Origin of the sequence: Alistipes sp. DJF_B185, assembly GCF_964250025.1 — a bacterium.
GTDB lineage: Bacteria > Bacteroidota > Bacteroidia > Bacteroidales > Rikenellaceae > Alistipes > Alistipes finegoldii.
In genome coordinates this window covers 438,771-454,287 of record NZ_CAXUDY010000002.1, presented here as the reverse complement: position 1 = coordinate 454,287, position 15,517 = coordinate 438,771, and the positions used below count along the sequence as shown (strand labels likewise).

Annotated in this window: 9 protein-coding genes; 1 reads left to right on the top strand and 8 read right to left on the bottom strand. The window is 55.8% G+C overall.

Annotated features, from left to right (window positions below):
* Window positions 1-313 precede the first annotated feature (313 nt).
* On the top strand, window positions 314-1,171 hold the full coding sequence (locus ACESTR_RS05050; RefSeq protein WP_227901012.1) for a metallophosphoesterase: 858 nt from the start codon (window positions 314-316) through the stop codon (window positions 1,169-1,171).
* A gap of 59 nt (window positions 1,172-1,230) precedes the next feature.
* On the opposite strand, the gene ACESTR_RS05045 is transcribed toward ACESTR_RS05050, so the two are convergent.
* From ACESTR_RS05045 to ACESTR_RS05010, 8 genes are read right to left on the bottom strand one after another with little or no spacing between them, the layout of a single operon-like run.
* Complete coding sequence (locus ACESTR_RS05045) at window positions 1,231-2,067, bottom strand: endonuclease/exonuclease/phosphatase family protein (RefSeq protein WP_019152220.1); 837 nt, start codon at window positions 2,065-2,067, stop codon at window positions 1,231-1,233.
* 8 nt (window positions 2,068-2,075) lie between these two features.
* Window positions 2,076-4,070: a glycoside hydrolase family 65 protein gene (locus ACESTR_RS05040; protein WP_026076816.1), complete on the bottom strand. Its 1,995-nt coding sequence runs from the start codon at window positions 4,068-4,070 to the stop codon at window positions 2,076-2,078.
* Between the two features lie 4 nt (window positions 4,071-4,074).
* On the bottom strand, window positions 4,075-6,090 hold the full coding sequence (locus tag ACESTR_RS05035) for a glycoside hydrolase family 97 protein (RefSeq protein ID WP_014775058.1): 2,016 nt from the start codon (window positions 6,088-6,090) through the stop codon (window positions 4,075-4,077).
* Between the two features lie 49 nt (window positions 6,091-6,139).
* Entirely contained in the window at window positions 6,140-7,249 is a 1,110-nt protein-coding gene (locus ACESTR_RS05030; protein WP_014775057.1) for an acyltransferase family protein, read from the bottom strand.
* Between the two features lie 32 nt (window positions 7,250-7,281).
* Window positions 7,282-8,868, bottom strand: a complete 1,587-nt coding sequence (locus ACESTR_RS05025; protein WP_014775056.1) for a beta-N-acetylhexosaminidase — start codon at window positions 8,866-8,868, stop codon at window positions 7,282-7,284.
* A 22-nt stretch (window positions 8,869-8,890) separates the two neighbouring features.
* Window positions 8,891-11,179: a glycoside hydrolase family 3 protein gene (locus ACESTR_RS05020; RefSeq protein ID WP_039940910.1), complete on the bottom strand. Its 2,289-nt coding sequence runs from the start codon at window positions 11,177-11,179 to the stop codon at window positions 8,891-8,893.
* Window positions 11,180-11,213: 34 nt separating this feature from the next.
* Window positions 11,214-13,544, bottom strand: a complete 2,331-nt coding sequence (locus ACESTR_RS05015; protein WP_019152215.1) for a beta-glucosidase family protein — start codon at window positions 13,542-13,544, stop codon at window positions 11,214-11,216.
* A gap of 10 nt (window positions 13,545-13,554) precedes the next feature.
* Window positions 13,555-15,408: a beta-N-acetylhexosaminidase gene (locus ACESTR_RS05010; protein ID WP_177861253.1), complete on the bottom strand. Its 1,854-nt coding sequence runs from the start codon at window positions 15,406-15,408 to the stop codon at window positions 13,555-13,557.
* Between the last annotated feature and the right edge of the window lie 109 nt (window positions 15,409-15,517).

Here is a 15,517-nt window from a genome sequence, read left to right as displayed (position 1 = left end):
ATCAATCTTAATACATTTCATGATTTTCTGGGATCAAACATTAGCGATTCGTAGAGATGGGACCCGACTACAAATAGAGAACGGGATAAGAAGTAATGTCGTAAACGTGTGTCATGAGCATGTTTCATTTTACAATTTTCAGATAAAGTAGTTTCGGTTGAAATGCCGATACAAAATTCTTCTCTTATTTAGAAAAAAGGTCGAAATTTTACCGGAAAAACACCGTAAGGAAAATAAAGTGGGATTCCTTCGTTTTTTTTTGGATTTCGGCAACCCATTCGTTATTTTTGGCTATGCATTCATCTATAATCCAATGAAAAAGATCATTTTAACAACTCTTTGCTGTCTGACGGCCGCACTCACATCCGCAAGGGAAAAATCTCCGGTCACGATCATCATGCAGGTTTCGGACCCCCAGATGGGGTTCTATGCCGACAACCGCGACATGGCCTATGAAACCCGCACCCTCACAAAAACCGTCGAAGCAATAAACAGGCTCCGCCCCGATGTCGTCGTCTTCACCGGCGATTACGTGCACAATGCAGCGGACGAGAGCCAATGGACGGAATTCCTGCGGATCGTCGCAGAAATAAATCCCCGCATCAAGACCCTTTATCTCCCGGGCAACCACGACGTCCGGCTGGAAGAGGGTTCCGTCGATGTGGAACCCTACACGAAACACCTCGGAACCGACCGCTTCTGTGTGCGTGTGAACGGGATCCTACTGACCGGCATCAACTCGGATTACCTGAAAGACGAAACCCGGGACCCCTCGAAAGAAGAGAATCAGTTCCGGTGGCTGGCCCGTTCGCTCAAAAAGAAAAGGGCCAGCCGGACATCTCTTGTCTTCGCACACCACCCGTTCTTTCTCCGGCAAATCGACGAACCGGACGGCTATTCGACCATTTCGCCGGAAAAACGCCGGAGATATTTCGAACTGTTCCGGGAAACCGGTGTGCAAACCGTCTTTACGGGACATTTGCACGACAACGCGGAGACATCGTACGACAACATCGGAATGATAACCACGAGTGCCGTGGGCCGACCGTTGGGAGACGCTCCTTCGGGAGTGCGGATTATTGTCATCAAGGATCGAACGATCATCCACCGGTACTATCCGCTCGATGAAATACCGGACGCTCGAACCGGACTGATCCAGGCTCTCCGATAACGGAGTTCAAATTCCGGACAGTACGACGAGGCCGGTTCGACGAATCGGCCTCGTCGCTTTCAGAGCGTAAAAACCATTGCTATCGGATAGTGATCCGAAATGTAAGGCGCCCCGTAATCGCCGTCGAGGGTGACGAACTTTCGACATTTCATCCTGCCGCGGTAGAAAAGATGATCGAGAATAATCGTGTCCGGAGCCGATCCGAAACCATTGAATGTTCCCTTTTGATCGGTTTCCGCCGCTGTATCGCGTGCCGAAGCCATCAGTCTGGTCAACGGCTTGAGATGCGGATTGTCAATGGATGTATTAAGGTCTCCGCCCAAGATAACCGCCGCTTTCTTACCGGCAATCTGTCGAATCTTCGTCACGATCAGTTTCACGCCCTCCTCACGGGCAATTTTCCCTTGGTGGTCGAGGTGAGTGTTGAAATAGAAAAACTCTTTGCCCGAACTCTTGTCGCGCAATTCGACCCATGTTACCGTGCGGTTGCAGGCGGCATCCCATCCGCGCGACACGTTGTCGGGAGTCTCGCTGATCCAGAAGGTGCCGCTGTCCAGCAGTTCGAACCGGTCGCGGAGGTAGAACACCGCCATCGTTTCGCCGCCTTCGGCCCCGCCGTCACGATCTTCGCCGACACGGGCATACCGGGGACATTCGGTGTCGATGTAATACAACTGGTCTTGCATGGCTTCCTGCACGCCCATCACATCGGGAGCCTCCTGCCGGAGCATTTGCGCCGTGGAGTGACGACGGTTCGGCCAACTGTTGTCGCCGTCGCGCCCCCAACTGGTACGCATATTGAAAGAAATCAGTTTGATAGATACTGCATCCTGACCGGCCTGGACCGAGTTCGAGAAACAGAACGCAAGCAGCAAAAAAAGCATTGTCTTTTTCATCGGAATATTTATTGGTTCGTTGCCTGATAGATTTTACCATTTATTTTGATTCTCAGATTCTTCCATTGTGGCGGCAGGACAGACGGGCGCTGCACGAGACCGTCCGCCGTAATCTCCAGCCCGCCGAATCCGAACAGCACGGCCTGCAACATGCCGCCCGCACCCGTCATGAAATAGGGATTGCCGCTGGTGGCCGTTTCGGCAAACACCCCGAACGGCGGCCGCAGGTTGGGCAAGTAGGAGCGACGGAACATTTCGCAGGCTTTTTCGGCCATTCCGAGCCGGGCATACTGAATCGCAAAAACCGAGTAACTCATCGCCGGACCGTTACGCGGATCGATTCGGCGCTCGTAGTATTCCAGATCGCGCAACTGAGCTTCGCGTCCGGTCACGATGCCCAGCGGATAGCCCAGCAGGTTGGCATCGGCCTGTTTGATCATCTCGCCGTCGTAGCCGGCATGCTCGCGCGTCGTTCCGTCGGCGAAGTGCGGGATGCGAAGGCCCGCGGCTACCGCACTCCACTGCGGATCGGGACGCTCGCCGCAAAGCTCCGCCGCAGCCGAAGCGTACTCCAGTGCCCGGCAGGCCGCGCCGTTGGTAAAGGCATTGTCCGTGACGCCGACGGCGTATTCGTTGGCTCCGATCACATTGCGGATCGAGTAGCTGCCGTCGGCATTCGCCGTAACGCGATCGCACCAGAAACGTGCAGCCTCGCGCATCAGCGGGAAACCCTCGCGGCGCAGCCACTCCCGGTCCTGCGTCACACAGTAATAGTTCCAGCTGGCGATGGCGATATCGGCTGTAATATGATGTTCGAGCGGACCGGTGAGGGCAAAGGTCGGCGTAGCCTCCTCGCCCCGGTCATCCCCTTCCCAGGGGAACATCGCGCCCCGATAGCCGTGGGCGTAGGCCCGACGACGGGCCGCATCGAGTCCGTCGGTTCGGTAATCGAGCATCTGGCGCGCCAGGCAGGGCCGGAGCACCAGCAGCGCCGGATACATCCAGATCTCAGAATCCCAGAAGATATGACCGTTGTAAAAGCCCCGGGCCGAAAGGCCCATCGGCGGAATACTCCGGCGACTGCCTTCACGGATAGAGCCGTAAAGGTTGAACAAGGCGAAACGCACATCCAACTGTGCCGTGGGATCGCCTTCGATCTCGATATCGCCCTGCCACAACTCCGCCCATTTCCGTTCGTGTGCCGCAACGAGTTGCGCCGCTCCCTCCCGGGCTGCATAAATAGCCTGCCTTTCCGATTCATTCCACGGGTCGGCGAAAGCGGCTGTAGTACAGATTGTTCCCACAAGGGAGAACGACGCCCGGCCGCCCTTGCGCAGAACAATCCTCACGCTTTCCGGTGAGACCGCTTCGCACCCTTCACCGCAAAGAAAAGTCGACGAAGCCACAATATGGTCGCGGCCGCGGTTGTAACTGCCGGAAGTGCGCTGTACGGCAATACGGCTGCCGTCCTCACATCCGACCGTGCGCGACTCCCGCAGGGTGTCGGCGAACTCTCCGGGAACGGTATGACCGTTTGAAAAAAGAACCTCTGCATCGCGTTCCGCCGTCACTTCCACTTCTGTCATAAGAGCGTAAGGCATGTTCCGCAAGGCCCGTATACGATAGACGACCGTCACACCGTCCGTTGAAAAACGGGTCGTGTGCACTGCACGCCGCATATCGACCGACTGATGCTGTGGACGGACCTCCGACGGATCGAACCGATGACCATCGACAGCCATTGTCAACCCCAGCGGATTGATCCCTTCCAGAATACGACTCACATCATCTCCGAACCCCGGCTCATAACTCCCTCCCAGAATCACAGAACCGAGGGCAAAAGGCTCCCGACCCACGGCTACGCCAATTTCTCCGTTGGCCATGGCGACGGCAAAATAATCAGCCGTGGTATCTCGTGCGGTAATTACCCACCCTTCGCTGCGGGCATCGACCGACAGCGGAACGACCGACAGCAGCACGACCCAAAAAACAAGTCTCATCATGGTTCTATTCATTTACGGGAACAAACGTCACGGCCTGCCCGCCACGGGCAGTCATTGCAATTTCGAGCATATCGGCAGAAGTCACGGTCCGTTTTTCGATGCGATAGTTTTCGGGATTCTCCGCAGAATCCGGAGCGTCGGCATAGATCGTTGCAGTATAAGTCATACCGGACTTCAGGAAGCCGAGTTTCTGGGTCAATGTCCGGGGCTCATCGTTCGTGCCGGCGCCCAGGAAGAAACTGTCATCCGCACGGCGTACGACGACAATATATTCGCCGGGTTCACCCTGCAATGCTTCGGACCAGTCACAGTCGGCATCGAAATCCCGGAAGAATTGGAAAGCCGGATGTCCCTCGTAGTTTTCGATCAGATCGGACGCCATCTGAAGCGGAGAATAAATAATCACCCAGTTGGCAATCTGACGTGCCAGCGTAGTCTTGATACAACACGAATTGTTGTCGCCGTTCCACTCCTGCATTCCGGTTTCCCGGCCCCGGACGCGCGAGTAATCAAGATCGAATACCCCCGGCGTATAATCCATCGGACCGCTCAGGAGCCGTACGAAAGGCAGCGTACAGAGATACTCCGCGGAGTTCCCTTCCGACCATGCGTTCCACTCCATGCCGCGTGCCCCCTCCCGGGTCATCATATTGGGCCACGTGCGGCGAATGCCCGTATCCTTGATCGGCTCGTGGGCATCGATGACGATCCCATAACGGGCCGCCGTCTCGACGACACGCTGGTAGTGCCGCACGCCATACTGCGAGTGGTGGAGCTGGCCGTCCCTGAAGCCTCCGGCATATCCCGTTTTGACGGCATGCACACCCAATCCGGCATAGCGCTGCATAGCCGTTTCCAGAGCCGCTTCATATTCAGGAATATTACCACCCGTTTCATTGTGCATCCACAACTCGATGTTCTTCTCCCGGGCATACGCGGCAATGCGGTCGAGATCGAAATCTGCATAGGGCTTCACATAATCGAAGTGCTGCGTTTTACCCCAGTTCTCCCAGCCTTCGTTCCACCCTTCGAACAACACTCCCTGAATATTGTTCGCCGCTGCGAAGTCAATATGACGCAGAGCATTCTCCGTCGTCGCTCCATGCCGGGGTCCCATTGTCCATGTATGGGTGCCGAGATGCAGTCCCCACCATACGCCGATATATTTCTGCGGTTTGATCCACGAAGTGTCAGCAATCTTCGAAGGCTCGTTCAGGTTAAGGATCAGCGACGAGTTGATCAGGTCCACCGCTTTGTCTCCCACTTGGATCGTCCGCCACGCCGTCATGAATTTCGAGGGAATACGAGCCTTTATACCGTCAGGCAGCGGAGCCAACTCGGCTTTGAAGGCCAGCGAATCGGTCCGGTAGAGATTCATTTCGGGGAAATCGTACAGCGCCGCTTCGTGAATCGAACCGTATGTGCCGTCCACACGGAATGTGAAAGGCGTATTGGCGTTTTCAACGGCCGAAACCGGCAGTTCGCGATACAACAATTCATAGGTGTTGAAATTTCCAGGAATCGACCACGACACGCCGTCTTCGGCGAAGCGGAATTCGGTCAGTTCATCGGTGACGGTCAGCGAATCGAGGTCCGGCACCTCCCATTCATAGCGGAATGCCACACCGTCGTCAAAAGCCCGGAAACGAAGCGTCAGCAACACGCCGTCGTCGTTTTTCAATACCGCCGTCATTTCGTTGTGGCAATCGCGCAGGATTTTATTTTCGCCCCACGGCTGCGTCCATGTTTCGTCCACGGACCTTTTCACAATCTCCCGTACCGAAAAGCCGCCGGCGAGGTTCCGTTCTTGCACCACGAGGCCCAAGGCAGAAGGAAGGATCAAAGGTTTGCCGTCGCGTTCGACGGTATAGGCCATGCAGCCGTCGGCGCCCGTCACGAACGAAAGGCGTGTGCGCCCGTCGGGAGAAATTATCTCCGGATTCCCGCCGCATGCAAACAGAAGCAAGCACACACAGGACAAAAACAAGTTCCGGAACGAGAACTTCAAAGTTTGGTTCATGCTAAATTTATTTAAATGAGGTTATTGTAATTTTCGGGCTATTTGCCGGTCATACCTTAAGGAAAGTGTTTTTTCGATACAAGAAATAGAGAAACAGCCAGCAGAGCACGATATAACCTATATCGTAGATCACCGCCCCTACTGTTTCACTGCATTTGGAAGCAAGTCCGCCGACGAAAAAATCGGACGCATAACGCAGTGGAATAATCCGCTGCGCCATATAAATCGTAATGGAATTCAATCCGATAACCCGGAAAACGAACGTCCATCGTTTGTACCCGCACACGTCAATCAGGTAATAAAACAAGGCGGTCATCCCCAGCGAATAACCGGAGACCACGCAAGTGAACGAACTGCTCCATAAATTCTTGTTGACCGGCATGATAAGATTCCAGCACAAGCCCGCCGTCGTGATCGCCAGTGCGGCGACGGCCATATAGAACGCTTTCCAAGAGCCAGAGAGCCCTCTCCGGCCATCGAGCAAAAATTCGCCGGTGAACATTCCGAATAGAGCCGATACGACTGCCGGCAGGGTGCTCAATATCCCTTCCGGATCGAATGCCCCGTAAAGGATGTGTCCGGGAAGGTACTGTCGGTCAATCCATCCGGCCAGACACCCCTCCACCGAAAGCGGATCGGCACCGACCGGAGCATCGGGGGCTACGACCAGGCCGAGCAGCAGTGAATAGCCTATTAGGATAATCCCGGCAACAGCTATCCGAGTTCTCACGCTGCAATACACGCAGAGCAGTGCGGCGAACATCCAGGCCAAGCCGATCCGTCCCAGCACGCTTGCTATGCGCAACGAGGAGAAATTGAGCTCGAACAACCCGTTATAAACCATTCCCAACAGGGCAAGAATCAGTCCGCGGCGGAAAATCCGGTCCAGAATCCGTTTTCTGCCGAATCCGCGTGCACGCTGTTTGGCCAGCGAGAAGGGGAACGCCACGCCTGCGATAAAAAGAAACAGAGGAAAGATCGTGTCTTGAATCGTTAGTCCATTCCACGCCGCATGCTGCATCTGCGACGCAAGCATATCGGTAAAAGATCCGGGCCACAGTGCGCACAACGAGGTCACGAGCCCTGAAAAGCCCATAATAAAGAACATATCGACCCCCCGCAGGGTGTCCAAAGATAAAAGTCGTCTGTTCGGGTTCATCATCGCAGTATATTTAGCACCGGTAGACCGATTTATTCGCCCGTTCCATCGAAGAAATAGGAGGCGTAGCGATAGCCGCATTTGTCGTAAAGTTTCCGGAATACCGTCATGCGCCGGGTGAAATCCCCGAAATCGCGGCGGTCGCAGGCCCATCCCACCTCCGCTAATGCGGCCAGCCGCGGCAAGGCCATATGCTGTGCATGGGCAAAAGAAGCGATATATTCCGTCCATATATTCCCTTGTACTCCCTGAATACAGGATTGTTCCGCTGAAGAAAGACGGTCATAGGGATCGAACGAATAAACCTTACGAACCGGCACGTAACCGCCGATACCGAGTGGTTCGAGGCGCTCCGGCTCCTGCGTCTGAAAATAATCGAGATAACAATGCGTGTTGGGGGTCATGATCACCTGATTCCCGGCCTTGGCAGCGGCAACGCCGCCATCGGCACCGCGCCACGACATAATCGTAGCCGTCTTTGAAATCCCTCCTTCGAGTATTTCGTCCCACCCGATCAGATTGCGCCCCCGGGCGTTGAGCCATTTTTCAATCCGATGGACAAAATAACTCTGCAATTCGTTTTCATGCTCTAACCGCTCATTACGGATACGCTGCTGACAGGCGGGACAGCTCGTCCAACTCTGTTTGGGACACTCATCCCCGCCGATATGGATATATTCCGAGGGAAACAGTTCACACACCTCTGCAAGCACGTTCTCCATGAATTCGAACGTCGAATCCTTGCCCGCGCAATAAACTTCCGGGAATACGCCCCATCGCGTCCGTACCATATACCCCTCACCGGCACACCCCAGCCAGGGATAGGCCGCCAGTGCCGCCGAGGCATGTCCCGGCATTTCGATTTCAGGGATGACCGTAATGAACCGTTCGGCCGCATAGGCTACGACGTCACGAATTTGTCGCTGCGTATAGTATCCTCCCGAAGGTATGCCGTCGTAGATATTCGTATTGCGTCCAAGGACTGTTTCGGCACGCCGTGACCCCTCTTTCGTCAATCCGGGATAATGCCTGATCTCGATACGCCATCCCTGGTCGTCGGTCAGATGCCAGTGAAAACGGTTGAGTTTGTGGAGCGCCAATATGTCGATGAACGTTTTGATCTCGTCAACCGTGAAGAAATGACGGCAGCAGTCGAGCATGGCGCCGCGATAAGCGAAACAAGGTTCATCCTCCACATGCACTGCCGGAAGTCGCATGCCATACTGCGAGATAAGTTGACGCAAGCTCTGCAATCCGTAGAAGAGTCCCGAAGGGGAACCGCCCGTCACGGCGACACGCCCTTGGCCGATGTCGAGCGAATAGGCCTCCGCCCTGAGCGCCGGATCGATCCCGAGTACGATGCCGCTTTCGGAAATTCCGGAAACTTTCAGCCGAAGTCCATGTTCCCGGCAAATATCCCGCACAAAGAGTTCCGCGACACTCCGCAACGCTTTAGCCCCGCCGGGTACAGCGATCCGCGATCCGGCGGAGAGCACCGCTCCTTCGCCAGTTGCGTAAGCGATGTGCTGAGGCATGGGAACGATCGCGGGAGAATCCGCCGCTCGGGTTTCCGTAAATGAAACAGCAAGCGCCATGACGGCAAAAAAAACATTTTTCATATCGGTATGTTTTAGAACGGTTTCAGGGAATGTTAGGGGTGTCCCACACCCGGGTTTCCACGCATCGGACGAACAGGGTCTCCGTACCCATACGGATCCGGAAATCGCCCTTTTCGAGCCGCCAGCGACCGTCATAACCGACAAACGCCAGATCGGATGCCGGTATCGAAAGCGTCACCGTACGGGTTTCGCCCGGTTCAAGGGAGATCTTCTCGAAATTGCGCAGCCGGATCACGTCAGGCGTCAGGCTTGCCACCAAATCGCTCGACCAGAGCAATACGGCCTCCTTGCCCGCGCAGTCGCCTGTATTGGAGATATCGACCGTGAACGAAAGCGTATCTCCGGCCCGAAATTCCGTAAGGTTAGCCCGCAGATTTCCGTATTCGAATGTAGTGTAACTCAATCCGTGGCAGAAAGGCCATTGCACGTCCATCACGGCATCGTAGTTGTATTCGCCCTCCATCGTACCCCTTTTCTGACAGGGTTTGTAGTCATAGGTGGCCAACGCATCGGGCCAGCGCGGATAGGTAAAGGGAAGCCGGGCGCTGAAGTTCGCATCCCCGGCAAGCAGATTGGCCAGTGCGTCACCCCCGTAATTGCCGGGCAGCAGGATATCGACGACAGCCTGCGCCAACGGCTCTATATCGCCGATCAGACGCGGCCGTCCCTCGTTCAACACCAATACGAGGGGTTTCCCCGTAGACGCCAGTTCGCGGACCAGTTTTTTCTGGTTTTGCGACAAGTTCAGATCATTCATGTTGCCCGGAGTTTCACAATAGGAGTTCTCGCCGATGCAGACGACAATCACGTCTGCATCGGCCGCTGCCGAGACTGCTTCGCCGATTCCCCGCACACGCTCCACCTGCCAATTCTCCGAGGGGGTGCCGTATTCTACGCCTGGAATCCAGGTAACATGATCGAATTTACGCGCCAAGGCCTCGTAAATCGTATTGTAACGATCTGCAAACTCATCGCAACGCTCACCCTGCCAGGTGTAAGACCAGCCGCCGTTGAGACAGCGCATGGAATTGGCATTGGGGCCGGTGAGCAGGATACGCGCCGACTTCGGGAGCGGTAGCAGACCTCCGTCGTTTTTGAGCAGCACCTCCGACTCTTCAGCAGCTTGCAAAGCCACGGCGGCGAATTCATCACTCGCGAAACGATCGAACTTCGAAGTGTCCGGGAACGGCTCTTCGAACAGCCCGATGCGCATTTTCAACCGCAAAATCCGACGAACGGCATCATCGATGCGTCTTTCGGAAACCAGCCCTTCCTCGACCAGTTCACGGAGATAGACGCAGAAATCCCGGTCCAAAGGGACCATGGCCATATCGATCCCGGCATTTATAGCGATCCGAACCGCATCCTTGCGGCTCTCGGCGATATGATCCCGCTCATATAGATTGTAAATATCATTCCAATCCGTAACGATCACCCCGTCCCAGTTCAGTTCTTCCTTCAACCACCCCGTGAGCAACTCGCGGTTGGCATGAAAGGGCATACCGTCGTTGTTGGACGAGTTGACCATCAACGACAGCGCCCCGGCCCGGATACATTCGAGAAAGGGGGCAAAATATTTTTCGCGCAGGGCGTTGCGCGTAACGGACGAAGGCGTTCGGTCCTTGCCCGACACGGGGACGCCGTAGGCCATGAAATGCTTCAAACAAGCAGCCACCCGATACATCCCGATCCGATTGGGATCATCGCCCTGCAAACCGCGCACGGAAGCCGCCGCCAACCGGGAATTGACACAAACATCCTCTCCGTAACTCTCCCACATCCTCGACCATCGGGGATCGCGTCCCAAATCCATCACCGGCGCAAAATTCCACGGAATGGCACAGGCACGGGTTTCATAAGCCGAAATCTCCGACGAACGGCGCATCAGTTCACAGTTCAGCGCGGCACCCATGTTGATCCCCTGCGGAAAAAAGGTTGCACCGCGGGTGTAGGAAGCACCGTGCATTTGATCGACACCGTAAATGCAGGGAATCCCCAGGCAGTCGAGCGAACGACGCTGAATCCTACCGATAATCTGCGTCCATGCCTCCCGGGACTGCGCCTCATCGAACGGTACGTTGAGAATCGACCCGACTTTGTAATGTCCGATGACCGTATCGAGCAGCTCATCGCTGATGAACGGATGCCCGGAATCATTCATATCGGTCACCATGCTGACGGTCAACTGACACATTTGGCCGATTTTCTCTTCAAGCGTCAGGCGGCCGAGTATCTTTTCAATCCGGGTTTCGATCTTCGCATCGGGCCGGATAGCGGGCGGCACTGCTGCAAACAGCGCATTGCAGCCCATACAAATCAACAAACAAGCTATTATTTTCATTGCATCAGAATTTGAGTCGTCGCAGGGGCTCCTGCGGTTTCAGTACGTCATACACCTTGCGCTCGGAAGCTTTGGCGACAAAAGGCAGCCGCTGGACAATGTCGTCGGCAGAACGCCCCAGTTCGGCCATATAGCGCCCCGAATCGACGACAAACGCCGAAATATGCTCGTCGAACGAGGCTAGATCGGCAGCCGCGAAACGAAGGGTCAGCGCCTGCGACTCCCCGGGCTGCAATTCCCGGCTTTTGGCAAAAGCCCTCAATTCGCGCACGGGCTTCGGCAGTGCCCCCTGCGGGGCTGCAACATAAAGTTCAACGACCTCCCGTCCGGCGCGCGAACCTGTATTGGTTACACGGAGCGTTACCGCATAATCCGTCCCGGAACGCCTGACGGCCGCATCCGTCCACTCGAAGGTCGTATACCCCAAACCGTAGCCGAAAGGATAGGACACCGCCTCCGGAGCATGGGTCGAGAAATAGCGGTAACCCACCCAGATATCCTCCTCGTAACAGGTGAATCCCAGGTTTCGCAGGTGCCGTTCCGGGGCGTCGTCGGCCCAATCGCCGCGGCGTCCCCGATAGTCGAGCGGAAAATTCTTCGATGACGGATGATCCGAATAATCCGCCGGAAAAGTCATCGGCAGCCTTCCCGAAGGCGATACGTGGCCGCTCAAAACATCAGCCATGGCATTCCCGGCTTCCAAACCTCCCTGCCAGGCCAACAGGATAGCGTCGGGAAGTTCCTTCCACGACATGGTTTCGATCACGCCGCCGATATTGAGCACCACGACCACCTTCTTACCCGCGGCATGAAACGCCGAGCAGACCGATTCGAGCAGTTCCCGTTCGGCTTCCGTCAGGTAGAAATCCGATGTAGGACGATCGTTGTATTCACCCGAATTGCGGCCTAAGGCAACGATGGCCGCATCGCTGTCCGCCGCACGCGAAGCGATGAATTCCGGCGTCAGCGTCGTTTCGGGGACAAACCACTTTTCGCCCAAATAACGCAGGGCGTTCTGCTCCGCGAGCAGTGCCTCACCGAAAGACATGTATTTTGCATAGAGATCTGCCGTACGGGTGTTAAGCCGGAATCCGGCGTTGCGCAAACCTTCGTCCAAATCGACCGTATAGGCTTTGTTGACGTGTCCGGCGCCCGTACCTCCGGCAATGCAGTCATAGGCATTGACTCCGAACACCGAGAGATTACATCCTGCGGCAAGTGGTAAAGCAGCGCCTTCGTTGCGGAGCAAAACCATGCCTTCCGCTGCCACCTGACGCGATACGGCAGCATGTGCTTCCAAGTCGGGAGTCTCCGACACGGCTTGTTTCCGGAAACGGGGCGTCCGCAGAATATATTCGAGTACACGGGTCACACACCGGTCAACATCCGCCTCGGCGAGTCTCCCGCTGCGCACCGCTTCTACAATCTCTCTCGCCTGAGCCGGTTCTCCCGGCATCATCAGGTCGTTGCCGGCATGTACTTGTGCCACGGTGTTACGTTTTCCGATCCAGTCCGACACGACAAGACCTTCGTAGCCCCATTCGTCGCGCAGAACAGTGGTCAGCAACTCGCGGCTCTCCTGCGTATAAGGTCCGTTGATACGATTGTAGGACGACATGACCGTCCACGGACGCCCCTCCTTGACGGCGATCTCGAATCCTCGCAGATAAATCTCACGCAACGCACGTTGCGACACCCGGGCGTCATTCTGTAAGCGCATCGACTCTTGGTTGTTGGCCGCAAAGTGCTTGACCGAAGTCCCTACGCCTTGCGACTGAATGCCCCGCACCATCGCCGCGCCGCATTTGCCGCTCAGCAACGGGTCCTCGGAATAATATTCGAAATTGCGGCCGCAGAGCGGATGGCGGTGGATGTTCATACCCGGACCGAGAATCACGTCGCAGCCATATTCGAGCACCTCGTTACCCATCGCTGCGCCACAGCGTTCAATAGCCGCCTCGTCCCAGGTCGAGGCGAGCATCGTGCCGATCGGAAAAGCCGTACAGAAATAAGTCCGTGCATCTCCTGCACGTTCCGGATCGATACGAAGGCCCGCAGGACCGTCGGCCATCACCGTTGTCGGAATGCCGTAGGATTCCAAAGAGCGGGTAGTTCCGGCCGAACCGGGAACTGTTTTCAACGTGCGGCCCGTTACAGCGCCCTCGCCAGCGTAACCCTCCATTGAGGTTCCCACCAGCAGGCCGGCCTTCTCCTCAAGGCTCATAGCCGCAACGATCTTCCGGACCGGAGCCTCGCCCAACCGGGGCTTTGCAGACGGAACCGCCACGACCAGCGTCACGGGAAACAAAAACAGTGCGATCAGTAGTTTTTTCATAAAGTATCAATTAACGGTCTGTCGAGGCGTATACCTCGGGAGTATTCAGATAAGTATAGTAATTATCGACATTGCGGCGGGCATCGACATAGAGTTCCGTCATGGTCCCCTCCATCCTGCCTGCGACAAAGAGCGCCGCCCGGACGGTTGTCCCCGCTTTCACGACAAAAGGCCCGTCGTAAAGGTCTGATCCGGGAACCGGGGCCGTACCGTCCAAAGTATAGCGTACTTCGGCGGGATATTTCTCCGTGTCGAGCGTCACCCGGGCCTTTTTGCCTTCGGAAAGCATCTGAGCCGTAATCACAACGTCGTTGCTCAATGGAAAAGCATTGATTCCCCGCGCATGCAGCAACGATACATGAACATTGATACGACGACGGAAATCATTCCACTCACGTCGCTCCCGGGGAGTCCAGGCAAGTTCGGAAACTGCCAGCAAACGCGGGAAAATCATGTATTCCAAATGTTTTTCCGTTTCTATAAACTCGGTCCATGTGCAACCCTGTACCCCGATGACGTGCTCTTTGCCGCCGTCATAGATATATTCGACCGAATCCGGCGAAACGAATTCACCGCGAATTATCGATTCATTGTCGGCCGCCTTTGCAGGGGTATCAGGGACGGGATGAAAACCGTACATCTTCCGAATCGGCGAGAAACCGCCCATTGCGCGCGGCTGTGTATGAGGATCGGCCTGATACCAGTCGAAATAGAGGATCTCGCCCGGCGACATGACCACATCGTAACCGCGGTTGGCCGCCTCGATGCCTCCTCGCTGCCCCCTGTAGGAAATTACCGTAGAGGTGGATCGCAGGTTGTTCTTCAGGATTTCATCCCATCCGATCATCGTGCGTCCGTGTTCCGCCAGAAACTTTTCGGCGTGTTCGACCAGATAGCATTGCACCTGGTCCACTCCGCCCAACTCCCTGGCCAGATGCCGGCATCTGGGACAGCTCTTCCAAGCTGTCCGGTCGGCCTCGTCGCCGCCGATATGGATGTATTTCGAGGGGAACAACTCCAGAACCTCGGTCAGGACCTCGTCCATAAATTTCAACGACAGCGGATTGCCGACGCAAAACTCGCCGGAAGTATAGGCCCGGCCCGAGCAGCAGAGCTCCGGATAAGCTGCGAAAACCTCGTCGGAGTGCCCCGGGAACTCAATTTCCGGAATCACCTCGATGAAGCGTTCGGCAGCATAGGCAACGATTCTGCGAATTTCCTCTTTCGTATAGTAACCGCCATAGGCCCCCGGGGTGTCCTCGGGTACATAATGCCTGTCGCCGTAACTCCACCATTCGAGCCAGTCGGACTCCGTACGGAATGCTCCCAGCCGGGTCAGCAGCGGATAAGCGTCGATCCTGATGCGCCAGCCGCCGTTATCCGCCAGGTGGAAATGAAATTTGTTAAGCTTGTACCGTGCCATTTCATCGAGGAGCCGGAATATCGTTTCAACGGGGAAAAAGTGCCGCGAAACATCGAGATGAATACCCCGATAACCGAAACAGGGATTATCGATGATTTCCACGCAGGGAATCCCCTGTGCGGTCGCCAACAGGCACAGCGTCTGCCGGCCGTAGAACAGTCCCGCGGAATCCAGGGCCGTAAGGTCAATGCCCCGGCGAGTCACTTTCAGCCGGTAACCCTCCGGACGAATCTCCGGAGCCGAAGGATCGATTCGGCAGGCAACGTACCCATCGCCTGCACGCTCCACGAATCGGGCGCTGTCCGTTTCAAAGTAACCTCCCGTAAAGGTTGCCTCCTGCGGCATCGGCACCAGAATCATTTCGCCGACAGATCTCCGGCAGGCAGTGCCGAAGAACGAAAGAGCGACAATGGAGATTGCAAAAATGAGTTTCATAATCATATCCTATGGATTGAGTCGATTCCATCCACTCTGCCGGGACAAAATCTACCGGGTACGAAAATACTCCTGACATGGATCATGCAGGTCGAATTTTTACCGAAAAACGGTT